This window comes from Catelliglobosispora koreensis DSM 44566, from assembly GCF_000379685.1.
Classification (GTDB): Bacteria; Actinomycetota; Actinomycetes; order Mycobacteriales; family Micromonosporaceae; genus Catelliglobosispora; species Catelliglobosispora koreensis.
Genome location: NZ_KB903250.1, coordinates 21,763 through 34,405, shown reverse-complemented (window position 1 = coordinate 34,405; position 12,643 = coordinate 21,763). Strand labels below are relative to the sequence as shown.

The 12,643-nt window shown below is 64.5% G+C and carries 15 protein-coding genes and 1 other RNA gene; 10 read left to right on the top strand and 6 right to left on the bottom strand.

The genetic code is table 11. The features are described from left to right. The first annotated feature begins 16 nt into the window (after window positions 1-16). The 4 genes from A3E1_RS0107255 to ssrA all read left to right on the top strand — a co-directional run bounded on the left by A3E1_RS0107255 (window position 17) and on the right by ssrA (window position 2,862). The gene (locus A3E1_RS0107255) at window positions 17-772 is read left to right on the top strand and encodes a hypothetical protein (protein ID WP_020520086.1); all 756 of its coding nucleotides are present in this window, start codon (window positions 17-19) and stop codon (window positions 770-772) included. Between the two features lie 20 nt (window positions 773-792). Then, window positions 793-1,866: an SRPBCC domain-containing protein gene (locus A3E1_RS44525; protein WP_020520085.1), complete on the top strand. Its 1,074-nt coding sequence runs from the start codon at window positions 793-795 to the stop codon at window positions 1,864-1,866. Further along, window positions 1,851-2,432: a hypothetical protein gene (locus tag A3E1_RS0107245; RefSeq protein ID WP_040390624.1), complete on the top strand. Its 582-nt coding sequence runs from the start codon at window positions 1,851-1,853 to the stop codon at window positions 2,430-2,432. The genes A3E1_RS44525 and A3E1_RS0107245 overlap by 16 nt, the downstream gene beginning before the upstream one ends. A gap of 54 nt (window positions 2,433-2,486) precedes the next feature. Then, window positions 2,487-2,862, top strand: a transfer-messenger RNA (tmRNA) gene (ssrA, locus tag A3E1_RS45585). 110 nt (window positions 2,863-2,972) lie between these two features. On the opposite strand, the gene A3E1_RS0107240 is transcribed toward ssrA, so the two are convergent. Next, window positions 2,973-4,028, bottom strand: coding sequence for an alpha/beta fold hydrolase (locus A3E1_RS0107240; RefSeq protein WP_211215885.1), 1,056 nt, complete (start codon window positions 4,026-4,028; stop codon window positions 2,973-2,975). Here A3E1_RS0107240 and A3E1_RS0107235 point away from each other — a divergent pair. The 4 genes from A3E1_RS0107235 to A3E1_RS0107220 all read left to right on the top strand — a co-directional run bounded on the left by A3E1_RS0107235 (window position 3,987) and on the right by A3E1_RS0107220 (window position 7,881). Further along, window positions 3,987-4,934 (top strand): helix-turn-helix transcriptional regulator, encoded by a 948-nt coding sequence (locus A3E1_RS0107235; protein ID WP_026208185.1) that lies wholly within the window; start codon window positions 3,987-3,989, stop codon window positions 4,932-4,934. The genes A3E1_RS0107240 and A3E1_RS0107235 overlap by 42 nt on opposite strands. Window positions 4,935-5,453: 519 nt before the next feature. Continuing rightward, window positions 5,454-6,101: a DUF998 domain-containing protein gene (locus tag A3E1_RS0107230; protein ID WP_083929400.1), complete on the top strand. Its 648-nt coding sequence runs from the start codon at window positions 5,454-5,456 to the stop codon at window positions 6,099-6,101. Window positions 6,102-6,103: 2 nt separating this feature from the next. Continuing rightward, entirely contained in the window at window positions 6,104-7,222 is a 1,119-nt protein-coding gene (locus A3E1_RS0107225) for a sensor histidine kinase (RefSeq protein ID WP_040390623.1), read from the top strand. Continuing rightward, window positions 7,219-7,881, top strand: a complete 663-nt coding sequence (locus A3E1_RS0107220) for a response regulator transcription factor (protein ID WP_020520079.1) — start codon at window positions 7,219-7,221, stop codon at window positions 7,879-7,881. Before A3E1_RS0107225 ends, A3E1_RS0107220 begins: the two co-directional genes overlap by 4 nt. Here the strand turns inward: A3E1_RS0107220 and A3E1_RS0107215 are convergent. Next, window positions 7,878-8,606, bottom strand: coding sequence for a DUF899 family protein (locus A3E1_RS0107215; RefSeq protein WP_020520078.1), 729 nt, complete (start codon window positions 8,604-8,606; stop codon window positions 7,878-7,880). The genes A3E1_RS0107220 and A3E1_RS0107215 overlap by 4 nt on opposite strands. A gap of 299 nt (window positions 8,607-8,905) precedes the next feature. On the opposite strand from A3E1_RS0107215, the gene A3E1_RS0107210 reads away from it, so the two are divergent. After that, a complete protein-coding gene (locus A3E1_RS0107210) occupies window positions 8,906-9,349 on the top strand; it encodes an RpiB/LacA/LacB family sugar-phosphate isomerase (RefSeq protein WP_020520077.1) in 444 nt (147 codons plus the stop codon). A gap of 5 nt (window positions 9,350-9,354) precedes the next feature. Here A3E1_RS0107210 and A3E1_RS0107205 read toward each other — a convergent pair whose 3' ends face one another. Both A3E1_RS0107205 and A3E1_RS0107200 read right to left on the bottom strand, forming a co-directional pair. Then, window positions 9,355-9,912, bottom strand: coding sequence for a DUF6529 family protein (locus A3E1_RS0107205; RefSeq protein ID WP_020520076.1), 558 nt, complete (start codon window positions 9,910-9,912; stop codon window positions 9,355-9,357). 72 nt (window positions 9,913-9,984) lie between these two features. Then, window positions 9,985-11,151, bottom strand: coding sequence for an amidohydrolase family protein (locus tag A3E1_RS0107200; protein WP_020520075.1), 1,167 nt, complete (start codon window positions 11,149-11,151; stop codon window positions 9,985-9,987). An 83-nt stretch (window positions 11,152-11,234) separates the two neighbouring features. Between A3E1_RS0107200 and A3E1_RS0107195 the strand changes: the two genes are divergently transcribed. Further along, window positions 11,235-11,753, top strand: coding sequence for a MarR family winged helix-turn-helix transcriptional regulator (locus A3E1_RS0107195; RefSeq protein WP_020520074.1), 519 nt, complete (start codon window positions 11,235-11,237; stop codon window positions 11,751-11,753). Between the two features lie 24 nt (window positions 11,754-11,777). Here A3E1_RS0107195 and A3E1_RS0107190 read toward each other — a convergent pair whose 3' ends face one another. Then, entirely contained in the window at window positions 11,778-12,251 is a 474-nt protein-coding gene (locus A3E1_RS0107190; RefSeq protein ID WP_020520073.1) for a DUF1772 domain-containing protein, read from the bottom strand. Between the two features lies 1 nt (window position 12,252). Further along, a complete protein-coding gene (locus tag A3E1_RS0107185; RefSeq protein WP_020520072.1) occupies window positions 12,253-12,642 on the bottom strand; it encodes a DUF4267 domain-containing protein in 390 nt (129 codons plus the stop codon). Window position 12,643 lies beyond the last annotated feature (1 nt).

Below are 12,643 nucleotides of genomic sequence, written 5' to 3'. Positions count from 1 at the left end.
GGTAGCGTGCGCCACCATGGGGAGACATCGGCGTGATCTCGGGCCTGAGCCCGAGAGCCTGCGCCCGGCGACCGTCGAAGAACTGGCGGCGCAGGAGCGGGCGGAAAAACCGGATCGGGAGCGTGGCGGCCACAAGCGGCCCATCCTGGTCGCACTGTCCACATCGGCCTTGCTTGTCGCTGGCGCTGGAGCGTTCGCGCTAGCTCGCGAAGACCAGCCTGCCGTGATCATTGAGCCGTATGGTGCCGCGGCGCCCTTCGGTGTTGGTTACAAGGACGGCTTCGGCGAGCACACACCGAAACCGTCGCTGCCGGCCACGCCGAAGAAGTCAAAGACTTCGGTGCCCAATACGTCGCCGCCAGTGTTGCGCTCGTCGCCCACCGTGGCCGGTTCCGTTAGCAGCCCCGGCACCCTCCTCGGTGGCACGCCAGCTAGCTCACCGTCGCAAGAAGACGGTGCGATAGCGACGCTGACCGCGGTTCACTGGGAGATGACCTTCCAAAACCAGTACTGGGTCTATATCTGGGTCAACAACAGCGGCAAGACCTCAGCCAACTGGCAGGTCGACGTCAAGCTTCCGAAGGGCGCGACTATCACCGGCGCCTACGCCGTGAACCGGGTCTCCAAAGGCGACGGAGCGTGGCGGCTGACCCCGACGCGTGGCACCCTCGGGCCCGGCCTGACCTACTTGTTCGCGATCGAGGGCGTCAGCCCGACCCAGTTCCAGCTGCATTCCTGCACCGTAAACGGCGTCACCTGCGATCCGTTCTAGGAAGCCATATAGTCACAGCCGTGAGCGACGTGCAGATCACGGTCGATCTTTCGTACCCGGCTGACCTTGTCTGGCGAGCCCTGACCGAGCGCCCGCTGATGGGTGAGTGGTTCCTGCCCACCGATCTGGCACCGGTCGCTGGCGGCGTCTACCGCGTCTTTCCGCCACCGGGCACGCCGGGGTTTACCGCGCCGTTTGACGTCGATGTGCTCGAAGTCGTTGCCCCGCAGCGCATTTTGCAGCTTTGGCAAGGCGAGCAGCTGCACACCGAGATGCTCTGGGAGATCAAGCCCACGGATGACGGCTGCCACTTGCGGGTCGTGCAGAGCGGATTCCTTGGCCTGGCCGGGGAAAGCCGTCGTGGCGAACTGCTCGAACTCTACGAAACCCTGTTCCAGCAACGCCTTCCAGCCGTGCTGGAGCGGCTCGCGAGCACGGACAGCGCGGCACGCCCGGCCGCGTCCGCTCGCGTGACCCGCAGCCAGCCCGCGCACGCGGCACTGCGCCGCGCGCCATGGTGGCGCCTGCGTGAACATCACCGCCTGCGGCTGCTGTCCGTGGCAGGGGCGGCCGTGCTCACCGTGCTCATCGCCACCGCCCTCGCGACGCTGGTGTTCCGGCCACACCTGGGCCCAGGTGACGCGATGCCACCCGGGTTCAGCGTGATCAGTGGACGTCAGGCAGCCGGGGCAACGGCGTCACCGGCTCCCTCGCCCGGGGCGACCCCGTCGCCTTCACCGTCTGCCGTGGACCGTCCCGCGACCCCACAGCCCACCGTACTGACCGCCACGTACCGCACCGCCGAGTCATACAGCCTGAGCTACATCGGGACAGTCAGCATCAAAGCGGGCCCATCCGCGGTGGACGGATGGACAGCCGTGCTGGAGCTGCCGCCCGGAGCGAGCGTCTCCAGCGCCTGGGACCAGATTCGCCACACATCGGACGGGCAACGTGTCACCTTCACGTCGTCTGTTCACCAACACATCGACGCAGAGGCTACATTCACCTTCTCCTTCCAAGTCGGTGACGATGCCAGTGGTCATCGCAAGCCCTTGTCCTGCACGGTGAACGGTGTCCCATGCTCCGGTTTCTAAGGTGGCCCAGCGATCGGCGGCTGCGCCTGCTCAGCATGACGGGCGCGGCTGTGCTCGCGGTGATGTGCGGCTCCGCCTTCGCCGTCTGGCTCAACGGTGGCCAGCTGCCGCTGGGGCTACCGCCGCTGACCGGCAACCAGGCCTCCGACGACTACGGGGTGGGGGCAGCCGCACAGCCCGGCCCATCAGCGTCGCCGTCGCGGACACCGGGGTCCTCGCCGACCTCAGGTGATGTTCCAGTCCAGGTGAGTGCTTCGGGAGTACCGGCAAAAGCAAGCTATAAGACCGTGGCCTTGCTGGGACTCGGGGGTTTCGATACCGAAGTCACGGTGAGTGATTCGCCTCACGGAGCGTGGACGGTCGTGCTGACTATGCCCGATGCCACCGCGGTGGAGAATCGGTCAAAGGATCTTGTGAAAGTGGAACAGAACGGCACGGTCGTCACGATTACGCCGCTCAAGGCCACAACGCCGGTCAAGTTCACGATCCGGTTCCCGGCCGTGCTCGCGCTGGGGAAATCCGCGAAGGACTGCAAGATCGACGGCACACCGTGCGTGGCTGGCTGATACTGGAATGACTTCGAGTGACCCGGGCGTTAGGGTAATCGGGTACACCAAACTGGGGGTGACTGGTTTCGACATTGTTCGTGAATGCAGGAGAAGCGAGCCGAGGAAGCCAACGCCGTCTCGTAAATCGTCGTTGGAAAACACAAATGGCACTTACGCCAAGCAAGACCTCGCTCTCGCCGCCTAGGCGACTGCGCTAAAAGGTCCGGTGGTCTGGAATCGTCTGCGTTCCAGATAGCCACCGTCAGCTAGCAGACTGGCCAATCTAGTCCCGTCGGGGGGCTGGGGCGGCGAGATCAAACCCGGCTGGGCCCGTCACACCAACTTGCTTGCGTGATTGGTGGGGCCGAGAAAGGCACAGCAAGCTGCGCTCGGAGAAGCCCTGTTGCAGCGGCGATGGACCCGGGTTCGATTCCCGGCACCTCCACACCTGCGACCTGCACGTGCCCATGGCACGTGCAGGTCGTGTCTTCGTTATAGCCCGTTTCTTTTGAAGAACTTTGGTCCCCATACCGAGTGTGGGTGACTTTCTCTTTGCGCCTAGGTGGCATCCCGCTGGTCCAGCCACTTCAGAATCGCCTGGTTTGTTTCTTCCGGCTTTTCTTCCTGGATCCAATGCCCGCAATCCAAACTGACCACTTCCACATTGGGCACGAACTTCGCTAGATTCTCCGACTTCTGGATCACATCCCGGTCGCCGTAGATCATGAGCGTGGGCTGCTGGATGATCGGGTCCACGTCGGCCAGCAAGTGCCAGTTGCGGTCAAGGTTGCGGTACCAATTCACACCGCCCGTGAAACCTGAGGTTTCGAAGGCGGAGACGAAAACGGCCAGTTCGCTTTCGCTCATGACGGGCTCACCGAGTGGTGCGTCCGCTGTGGCGAGGTCGATCAGCGTCATACCTGGCTGAGGCTGCATGGGGGGCTCGTTCTTGCGGTACAGGTTGCGAAGGAACTGGTGGGTGTTCGCGTCGAACACGGCGTCGGCGACGCCTGGCTGCCGGTTGAAGTGGACGAAATAGAAGTCGCCGCCAAACACCTCTTCCATGAACTCGATCCAGGGCTTTTCTCCGCGCTCCTGGTAAGGCAGGCTCAGGTTGATCACTTTGTTTACCCGGTCCGGATGCAGCAGGGTCAGTCCCCAGACGACCATTGCACCCCAGTCATGACCGACGAAGGTGGCATCCTCGTACCCGTAGTGATCGAGAAGTGCGACGAGATCACCCGACAGGTGTTCAATGTCGTAGGCGGTTACTTCGGCCGGGCGGGATGAATTGCCGTAGCCCCGCTGGTTCGGGACGATGACGTGGTAGCCCGCTGCGGCAAGGGCCGGCATCTGATAGCGCCATGAGAAGGCGTGCTCTGGCCAGCCGTGGCAAAGGACAATGGGTTTTTCCACGTTTTGCTGGCCTGCTTCAAAGACTTCGAGTTCCACCCCGTTGACGGAAATAAGGGTGGGCTTGGGAAATTCGGGATTCGCCGCTGAGGTCATGTCGCCATCTTGCCGACCGAAACCGGTCACCTCATGACCGGTTTTTGTGAAAATGTTGCCGACATGCGAACCGACCGGCTGGTGGCCATCCTCCTGATGCTGCAACGGCGCGAGCAGGTGACAGCGGCAGAGGTCGCCCGGGAGCTAGAGGTCTCCGAGCGCACCGCACGCCGCGACCTTGATGCTCTGGCCATGTCCGGCGTGCCCGTGTATTCCGTGCAGGGCCGCAGCGGCGGCTGGCGTCTCGTGGGCGGCGCCCGCACAGACCTGTCCGGGCTGACCGCCAGCGAGACCCGCGCCCTGTTCTTGGTCGCGGGCCAGGCCTCGGCGGCGACGCCAGCCGTGAAAGCAGCTCTGCGCAAACTCGTTCACGCTCTGCCCGAGCCCTTCCGGGTGCAGGCCGAGGCGGCAGCGTCATCGTTGGTCGTGGACCCGCAACGATGGGGATCGAATCGGATCGAGCACCGGCCACCTCGTTTCCTCGGCGAACTCCAAGACGCGGTGATCCGCGGCCTCCAGATACGCCTCGGCTACGTCGACCGCAACGGCACCGAGACCGAAAGAACCGTCCACCCGCTGGGCATCGTGGCCAAAGGCCCGGCCTGGTACCTCGTTTCCCACACCGAAGCCGGCCAGCGGACCTTCCGGATCGACCGTGTGTCATCCGCCGATCCGACCGGCGATCCTGTGCATCGGCCCGAGGACTTCAACCTTGCCCAGAGCTGGCGCGAAATCGCCGACGAGATCGACCGCAAGCGAACACCACTTGAGATCCAGGCGGTATCCACATCCGACGGGATAGGCATACTCCGGATGGCACTCGGCGAACGGCTCGACGTGGGAGGCTCCACCGCCGATGGCCGCATCGAGGTCGTGATCCGTGGCCACAACGAATACCTGCTCGCCGGAGAGCTTGCCTGGATGGCCGAATGGCTTGAGGTGACCGGCCCTGCGGGTGTGCGCGACCACCTGGCCGCGATCGGCAACGCGCTCGCCGCCCGATACGGCTGAGACCAGCATGAGCGCTCATCGATGGGTTTGGGTCGCGTGTCGTAGTGCAATAGGCGAGCGCTGGGTCTGCGAACAGCCCGCACGTGCACTTCGCACGTGCGGGTGTTTCGTCTATGTGCCGTGATCCGCGACGGTTGGCGCCCATGCTGAGTGCGGGCCTTGTCCTGAAGTGCTGGTGCGCCAGTGCGGGATCGTCAAAGCGCGGGTACCAAACGGTGGCCTTTCGAGATCCTTGAAATGGCCATGGGGACCAGGTTCTTGTGATTGAGCAGGCGGCTATTGCTGAGATGCGGGCGTTAGGCCCTCCGTTCTGACATCGCGTCGGCGGAAATGCCCCAGGTGGCTGAATGTCAGAGAAAGCGGTTTGGCGCGTGGCATAAGGGACTTCGCTTTCCAAATTGGCTTGGAGCCTGGCTAAGCCGTACACCGGATGGTGTACAGCGTGCTCCAGGCGAGCAGGCGGAGGTGACTCCGGCTGGATGACGACCGTAGGACGTTGGGCCGCATAGCTTTCTTCACATGACAAGCATGGTGATGAAACGATCGGTCATTGGAACGGCAATCGGCGTTTGCGCGAGCATCGCGGTGGCGGATCTGGTGAACCCGCAGTATCAGCCAATCAGTGAAACGGTTAGCCGATACGTGAATGGCAATGCGGGCTGGCTGATTTCCGCGGCAATTCTGGGCATGGGTCTCGCGTCGGCACTGGTGCACGGGTTGTTGCGCCGGGTGCCCGGCCACCGGTGGGGTAAGTGGTTGCTGGCGCTCTGGACTGTGGGGGTTCTGGTTGCCGGGGTATTTCCGGCTGACCCACCGGGCCAGTGGAGCCGTCCGTCCACATCGGAAATGACACACGGGATGGCGGCGTGGCTGGCATTCGCCAGTTTTCCGGTCGCCGCGGTTCTGCTCAGCCGGCCCTTGGCGGCACGTTGGGTCAAGGGACGCCAGTGGCTTTGGGGAGCGGCGATTTCCTCGGTGCTGGGCACGGTCGCGCTGGCGGTTTTTCTGGCGGATGTCATGGATGGCCCATCGCTGGGCATCGGAGCCGTCCCGACACTGCTTGGCCTGGTGGAGCGGCTGCTGATCGCCGTCAACCTGCTTTGGCTTGCTCTGGCGGCGGTGGCCGCCGCACAGCATGCGCGGCCGAACGGCATGATCGGGTCGTGAAGATGGAACGGGCCACTGATCTGGCATTGGCCGTGGCCACGTTTGTGGGCGTGCTGGCAGGGGCTGCTCTTGCGGGCGAGCCGGTGACATACGAGGCGACGCTGCCGCTGGCCGTGGTGCTCAGCGCATTGGTGTGGGCCTGGCGCCGCTGGCCGTTGGCTGCCTTGCTCATAAGCGCGGCAACGATCACCGCCTTCCGTACTTCCGAGCTAACCGCGACCGGCTGGATATGGCCGGCCTCTGTGGCCTATTTCGCGGTCGCTGTGGCCGGCCGGCCGAGATGGGGAGGCTTACGCTGGGCGCTTGGGGTGGGGCTATTTCAGCTCGGGTTTGCGGCGAGTTGGGAGATCTTCGTCCAGGGTGGTGATCCGCAGGCGGTCTTGGGGTCGCTTGGCGGAGAGCTGCTGTGGTTAGCGGTGGTGCTCAGCGCGGCGGTCGCCTACCGCAATCAGCTGCTGTGGCGGGAACAGGCTTCCGAACGTGCCCGTAGCGAGGCGCTGCGGCGCGCGGCCGACGAACGACTGCGGATCGCCCGTGAGCTGCACGATGTGGTGGCCCATACGCTGACGGTGGTGGGGCTCCAGTTGCGGGTAGTTATCGAAGCTCTGGACGACTCCCCGGCTGAAGCCCGGGAAGCTTTGCGCATCGCGCAGGAGGTGCGTGGCCAGGCGGTGGCTGATCTGCGCGCCCTCGTTGGGGTGTTGCGGGACGGCGGCGATGCCGTCGACCTGGCGCCGCCGGCTGGATTGGACAGCCTCATGCAACTGATACAACGGATCCGGGCCAGCGGCTTGAACGTAGAACTGAGCTCGGCTGGGGACCTGCACGGGTTGCCAGCGACAGTGGGGCAGGCTATCTACCGTTTGGTTCAAGAGTCGCTGACCAACGCGGTCCGGCATGCGCAGGCCACGAGGGTTTCAGTCCGCCTGGAGAACTCTGGCACGGTAGCGATTGCTGAAGTGACGGATGACGGCGTGGGGACACCAGGGTTGCCCGGCGCGGGCATAACCGGGATGAAGGAGAGGGTCAGTGCTTTAGGCGGTAGCTTCACGGCCGGCCCGGCCAGCGGCGGGGGCTACGCCGTCCGAGCCGAAATCCCTGTGCCAAGCTCGTCCTTATGACGATCAGGGTGCTCCTCGCCGATGACCAGGCACTCGTACGGGCGGGATTCCGCAGCCTGCTTCGCCGTGCCCGCACCATTGAAGTCGTCGGCGAGGCCACCACCGGAGACGAAGCGGTCCGCGCGGCTAAAACCCTGCTTCCAGACGTTGTCCTGATGGACATCCGAATGCCTGGGCTCGATGGGCTTAGTGCCACGGCCCAAATCACCGCGGATCCAGCCCTGGCCGCCGTCAAAGTAATTATCCTGACGACTTTCGAAACGGATGAGTACATCTTTTCCGCGCTGCAAGCCGGAGCCAGCGGCTTTCTCACCAAAGAAATCGAGCCGGATGAGTTGCGGCACGCGGTGACCGCGGTCGCCGCTGGCGATGCGTTACTTTCCCCTAGCGTCACGCGGCGGGTCATCGAGCAGTTTGCCCGCCGCCCGGTTCCCAATCCCAGCAACGATAGCCGTCTAGAGGTTCTTACTGGTCGCGAGCGGGAGGTAGTGCAGCTGCTCGCTTCCGGCATGTCCAATGAGGACATTGCGCGAGCTCTGTTTATCAGCCCGCTTACGGCCAAGACGCATATCACACGGGCGATTTCGAAGCTGGGCGTCAGAGACCGGGTGCAGCTGGTGATTCTGGCCTACGAAACGGGATTGATTAAGCCCGGCTAGGCTGGTTCGCCGGTGACGTCCCATTGCGCTAGAGGGCGGCCGTCGCTACGCCACTGGTGCTGGCCGGCAGGAATCTTTGGCCAGCCGTCGGGAGAGTCCTCCCACGCCTCCTGACGGCCGAACACGGTCCGGTCCAGCAGACTGTAGGACCAGAAGCCCGCTTCGTTGCCACGGTCAGTGGTCCAGTAGGTCTCGTAGACACGGCCATGATCGTCGCGTACGTAGCAGCCGAGCCAGCCGAAATCCCGGCCTGCCAGCAGCCCGTCGCCCGCGTCGCGCGCCGAATACCAGGGTGCCGTGTAGCGCATGAAGTCCGCGTAGGCCCGGCTTTCCTCATAGGTGCCCTCGCAGAAGTAGGCCAGTGTCACGTCACGTGCGTGCAAGTGCGCCAGCGGACCCTGGACTTGAGAGGCGAAGTAGGTGCAGCCAATGCACTGGCCTTGCGCCGGCTGGCCGTCGTGCCACATATGGAAGTAACCGACGAGCATCCGCCGCCCTTCGAAGGCCTCCAGAAACGGGACCTCGCCCTTCGCACCGACGACGGTGACGGACTCGGGAATCTCGATCATCGGTAGCCGGCGGCGCTCCGCGGCGATCGCATCTCCCGCGCGGCTGTGCGCCTTCTCCTTGACCAGCAAACTGGCGCGGGCAGCCTCATAATCTTCGCGGCTGGTGGCAGTTGGCAGCGCCGAGACGGCTAGCGGCTCGATGGGTAGGTGGCGCACAGTCGCTCCCTCTTTTCGGCAGTGCCTGATTCAACACCGGGACCAGGCTTCACCAAGCTAGTCCGGGGATACGACACATACGCTTGCCCAGCGAGTGCGTAAACACGCCGAGTTGCGATGCTCCGCCGAAAACCCTTCAAGAGCCTCATTTCCCGGGTCCGCGGTGCTTTCAGACCGCTGCTCCCGCCGGGCACCGGTCAGGCCTTGCCGGCCTTTCCCTGCCAGATCCGCGCGGGTTTTGGACACCCGGCCGCCGATGGCACGTAGCCGTTGGCCCGGAACGCGTAGGCTCAAGGGCTATGCGGATCTCCGTCTCTTCGGATATGGACGAACCAGTAGCGCGCGCACTCGTCAATGAGCTGAGGGAGCGCGGGCACACGGTTTCGGCGTATGGGGCGCTCGATCCGGGTTCCGATGCGCAGTGGGCCGTCTGCTCGGAGGCAGCCGCCCGCGAGGTGGCTGACGGGAAAGCGGACCAGGCGGTCGTCTGCTGCTGGACCGGCACGGGCGCGTCGATTGCCGCGAATAAGGTTCCCGGCATTCGGGCCGCCCTGTGCACGGACGCCTACACGGCCGACGGTGCTCGCCGCTGGAACGATGCCAATGTGCTGGCGCTCAGCCTCAGACTGACCTCCGAGCCGCTTCTCAAGGAGATCCTGGACGCGTGGTTCGCGGGCTCGGCCAGCGAGGACACCGACGACCAGGAAAACGTTGCCTACGTAAGGCGTCTAGACCGCCGGTAGCGCCATCACTTGGGGATGCCGTGGGTAACCAGCCACCACACGGCACTGCTCAATCCGGCGCCGACCAGAGCGGTGAAGACTGTTCCGGCCACTATCGGCAATGCCCAGCCGGGCAGCCGTTTGCTGTGTAGCACAAGGATTTTGGACACAAAGGCGCCGTAGAACAGGCAACCCAGCAACCCGTGCAGGACGACGCGGGTATCGGTGGAGTGCAAGCCCAGCACCCACAGACAGGCGCCGGCCACCGGCAGGCTGGTCAGGAACGCGAGGCCACCGCTGACCTTGTGCACCTTGCCCAGCCACGACGGCGACGCGATGCCGAGCTTGCCGTACATCCACAGCGCGGTGACGAGCTGGATGGCGGCGAACACCAGAACGGCGACGGTGAGCCACACCTTCATGGAAAGCATCGACGGGAAGGGGCCGTGCCACGACACCCCTCGCTGGGCGGGATGGGTGCGGGCAAACACACCCAGCCCAACCGTCACGACGGCGCCGATGAGCAGAGGTAGCACCAGAAGCGATGCCTTGATCGAGGTCTGGCCTGCGGGTTGGTCCGACATGGCGACAGTATGTGCTCGCTAGCTCCAAACCGGAATCACCACGATGGCTGTCGAAGTCTGGCGGTCCGCCGCCTAGCCCAGGACTCGTTTGGCGATGCCGCTGCCGGTCTCGCGCAGGCTGCGCAGATCGGCGTGCACGAGCCGTCCGTCGCGTTTGACGACTTCACCGTTGACCAGCACCATGTCGACGTCGGCGCGGCCGAGGCAGGTGACGACCGCGCTGGCGCACTCGCTCACTCCGGCCAAGTGCGACAGCCCACCGAGGACGATTATGTCGGCCTGGTTGCCCACGGCAAGCGAGCCGATGCGGTCCTGCATCCCGATCGCCCGTGCGGCGTCGATGGTGACCGCGTCAAGCAGCGAGCCCGCGGAAGCGAAAGTGAAGGTACGCAACGTATCCCGCATCGGCTCGAACAGGTCACCAGGCGCGTTGATGACCACGTCAACACCGAGCGCGGGCCGGCCGCCCGCTTCGCGGAACATGCCAAACGGAGACGATCCGTGGCCCATGATGGCTTCGACGAGCGGCGTGACACTGATCCCCGAACCCGCGTCGACCAGCATCTTGACATCGTCGTCCGTTACCGCGTTCATGTGTACCCACAGCAGGTCCGGCCCTAGCAGCCCTGCATCATGCAGACGGCGCGTGAGACGGCCGCCCGCATGCATCGTTGTCACCAAGCCGAGCTCCCGGGCCTCGGCGATTTGCCGCACGGAAGTGTCCCAGTCGCCATACTCGGGCCCGAGAATCGCCCTAGCGCTCGTGACCAGAGCACTGTCGATGACGACTGGATTCTCTTGTGCGACAACGGCTCTGGCACCTATGTCGCGGTAAGCACTAGCTACCGCGTCTAGATCGGCCGCGGTGCGCGTGACGTTGGACCAGTCGAAAAGCGTTGTCACGCCGGCATCCAGCGCTTCAGCCGCCCCCAGCATCGTGGCGAAATGGGCATCGTCCGGCCGGTACCCGGAAAGCGCCCTTCCAAGCACCACGGAGAAGTAGCCGGGCATATCCATGTTGGCGCCAACGCCACGAAGCGGCGCCTGCCAAACATGACGATGTGTGTCGATCAGACCCGGCATGACGATGTGCCCGGAGACGTCGATGACCTCGGCTTCTGGGCTCGTGAGGTCGGCACCGATCGCCCTGATAACCCCCGCGTCGATCAGCACGTCAGCCCGCAATTGTTCCGGCGCGCCCGCGCCAGGAATGACGTGCCCATTCTTAAGTAGCAGCATTTCGCGGTACTCCTTTGAAGAAAGCTTTTCTGAAAGGTATCGAGAAAGCTTTCCTAATGCAAGACTTCACCTAAGATCGGCCTATGAGCACGCGCGACATCACCGACAACATCCTGGCGACGTGGCGGCGCGAGCTGCCCGGGGTCGTCGGCGACGAGATGGCGATAGCCAAGCGGGCCGCCCGCCTCTCGGCGATCTTCAGCGAGCGCGTCAGTGCCGAACTCGCCCGCATGCAACTGACGAAGGCCGAATACGAGATCCTCGCGGTGCTGCGGGCCGCTGGATCGCCGTTCCAGCTGCGACCGTCCGATCTGGCCGGTCGGCTGCTGCTCTCCTCGGGCGGGACGAGCAACCTCCTGCGCCGCCTCACCGAGGCCGGCCTGGTCGAGCGCGAAGCCGACCAGCGCGATGCCCGCAGTTCCTGGGTGAGACTGACCAAGCAAGGCATCAAGGTCGCCGAACAGGCCGTGCGCGCGGCGAGCGAGGCGCAGGCCGCGCTGCTGCGCACCATCCCTTCGCAGACGGCCGACAACGCCATCAAAGCATTGCGCGACTTGCTCATCGCCCTCGGCGATACCAACGATCAAGCGGCGTCCACTTAGGACGCCGCTGAGGTTTTACCGTGGTTATGCCAGCACAAGCACGGCGCAAAGGGCAGCCAAGGCGATGCCTTGCAAGGTGACGCGGAGAACGATCACGCTGTCCCAGCGGGTCTGCAGCTCGCGAGTGTTGTCTGGCATGCGGTCCTCGCGAACCGCGGCGGTGAATTCCCGGTTGATCGGTTCGTTGACTCGCTTGTAGATCGTCAGCCAGGTGAGCAGGGCGATGGTCGCCACCGCTCCTGCCGCGAAGGCAAGCCACAGTTCGGCAAACGCTGAGGTTGCTGTCGCCAGCACGGTGGCGACGATGCTGAGGATGCCTGGGATCGGGAAGCGCCGGTCGCCGTAGTAGTGCGAGTGGCCAGCGACGATGGCCAGCGTCCGGTCGTCGACCTTGGTCCAGGTGGGCCGCATGACAAGGGCGCCAAGCATGTCGGTGCCGTAGATGGCGGCGGCGGAGAGCACCGCGACCGCGGCGATCAGCTGAGTCAGGATGTTCATGTCAGTTCTCCTTCGAGGTGCGCTCACGCAGCAGCAGGACAGCATTGGCGACAACCGCTAGAGCGGTCAGGCCGTGGACGCCGAGGGCCATCGCGATGGATCCGCCGTCGTTGAGCACGATCACCATGTCGCCGCTGGGAACGAAAGCGAGCGCGAGCAGTGCCCAGCCGAGCGCCCGGCGGTGTCCGGTGAAGAGCAGAGCGAAGATGACCAGTCCGCTGGCGATGTCGCGGACGGCTTTGACGGCCAGAAACGCTGTGCCGTCGTGCGTTGGCCAGCTCGTCACGCCGAACGCGGCGGCGGACTCCACGGGATTTACCAGGAAGATGACGCCGATGTAAATGATGAAGAGACCGCCGAGAACGGCGAGGACAGTGGCGAGGCGTTTCATG

Bases quoted from the DNA above. Each gene is read 5' to 3' on its own strand.
- A3E1_RS0107255 (WP_020520086.1), top strand. From the start codon at position 17: ATGGGGAGACATCGGCGTGATCTCGGGCCTGAGCCCGAGAGCCTGCGC.
- A3E1_RS0107245 (WP_040390624.1), top strand. From the start codon at position 1,851: ATGCTCCGGTTTCTAAGGTGGCCCAGCGATCGGCGGCTGCGCCTGCTC.
- A3E1_RS0107205 (WP_020520076.1), bottom strand. From the start codon at position 9,912: ATGTCGGACCAACCCGCAGGCCAGACCTCGATCAAGGCATCGCTTCTG.
- A3E1_RS0107200 (WP_020520075.1), bottom strand. From the start codon at position 11,151: ATGCTGCTACTTAAGAATGGGCACGTCATTCCTGGCGCGGGCGCGCCG.
- A3E1_RS0107190 (WP_020520073.1), bottom strand. From the start codon at position 12,251: ATGAACATCCTGACTCAGCTGATCGCCGCGGTCGCGGTGCTCTCCGCC.
- A3E1_RS0107195 (WP_020520074.1), top strand. From the start codon at position 11,235: ATGAGCACGCGCGACATCACCGACAACATCCTGGCGACGTGGCGGCGC.
- A3E1_RS0107210 (WP_020520077.1), top strand. From the start codon at position 8,906: ATGCGGATCTCCGTCTCTTCGGATATGGACGAACCAGTAGCGCGCGCA.
- A3E1_RS0107185 (WP_020520072.1), bottom strand. From the start codon at position 12,642: ATGAAACGCCTCGCCACTGTCCTCGCCGTTCTCGGCGGTCTCTTCATC.
- A3E1_RS0107235 (WP_026208185.1), top strand. From the start codon at position 3,987: ATGCGAACCGACCGGCTGGTGGCCATCCTCCTGATGCTGCAACGGCGC.
- A3E1_RS0107230 (WP_083929400.1), top strand. From the start codon at position 5,454: ATGACAAGCATGGTGATGAAACGATCGGTCATTGGAACGGCAATCGGC.
- A3E1_RS0107220 (WP_020520079.1), top strand. From the start codon at position 7,219: ATGACGATCAGGGTGCTCCTCGCCGATGACCAGGCACTCGTACGGGCG.
- A3E1_RS0107225 (WP_040390623.1), top strand. From the start codon at position 6,104: ATGGAACGGGCCACTGATCTGGCATTGGCCGTGGCCACGTTTGTGGGC.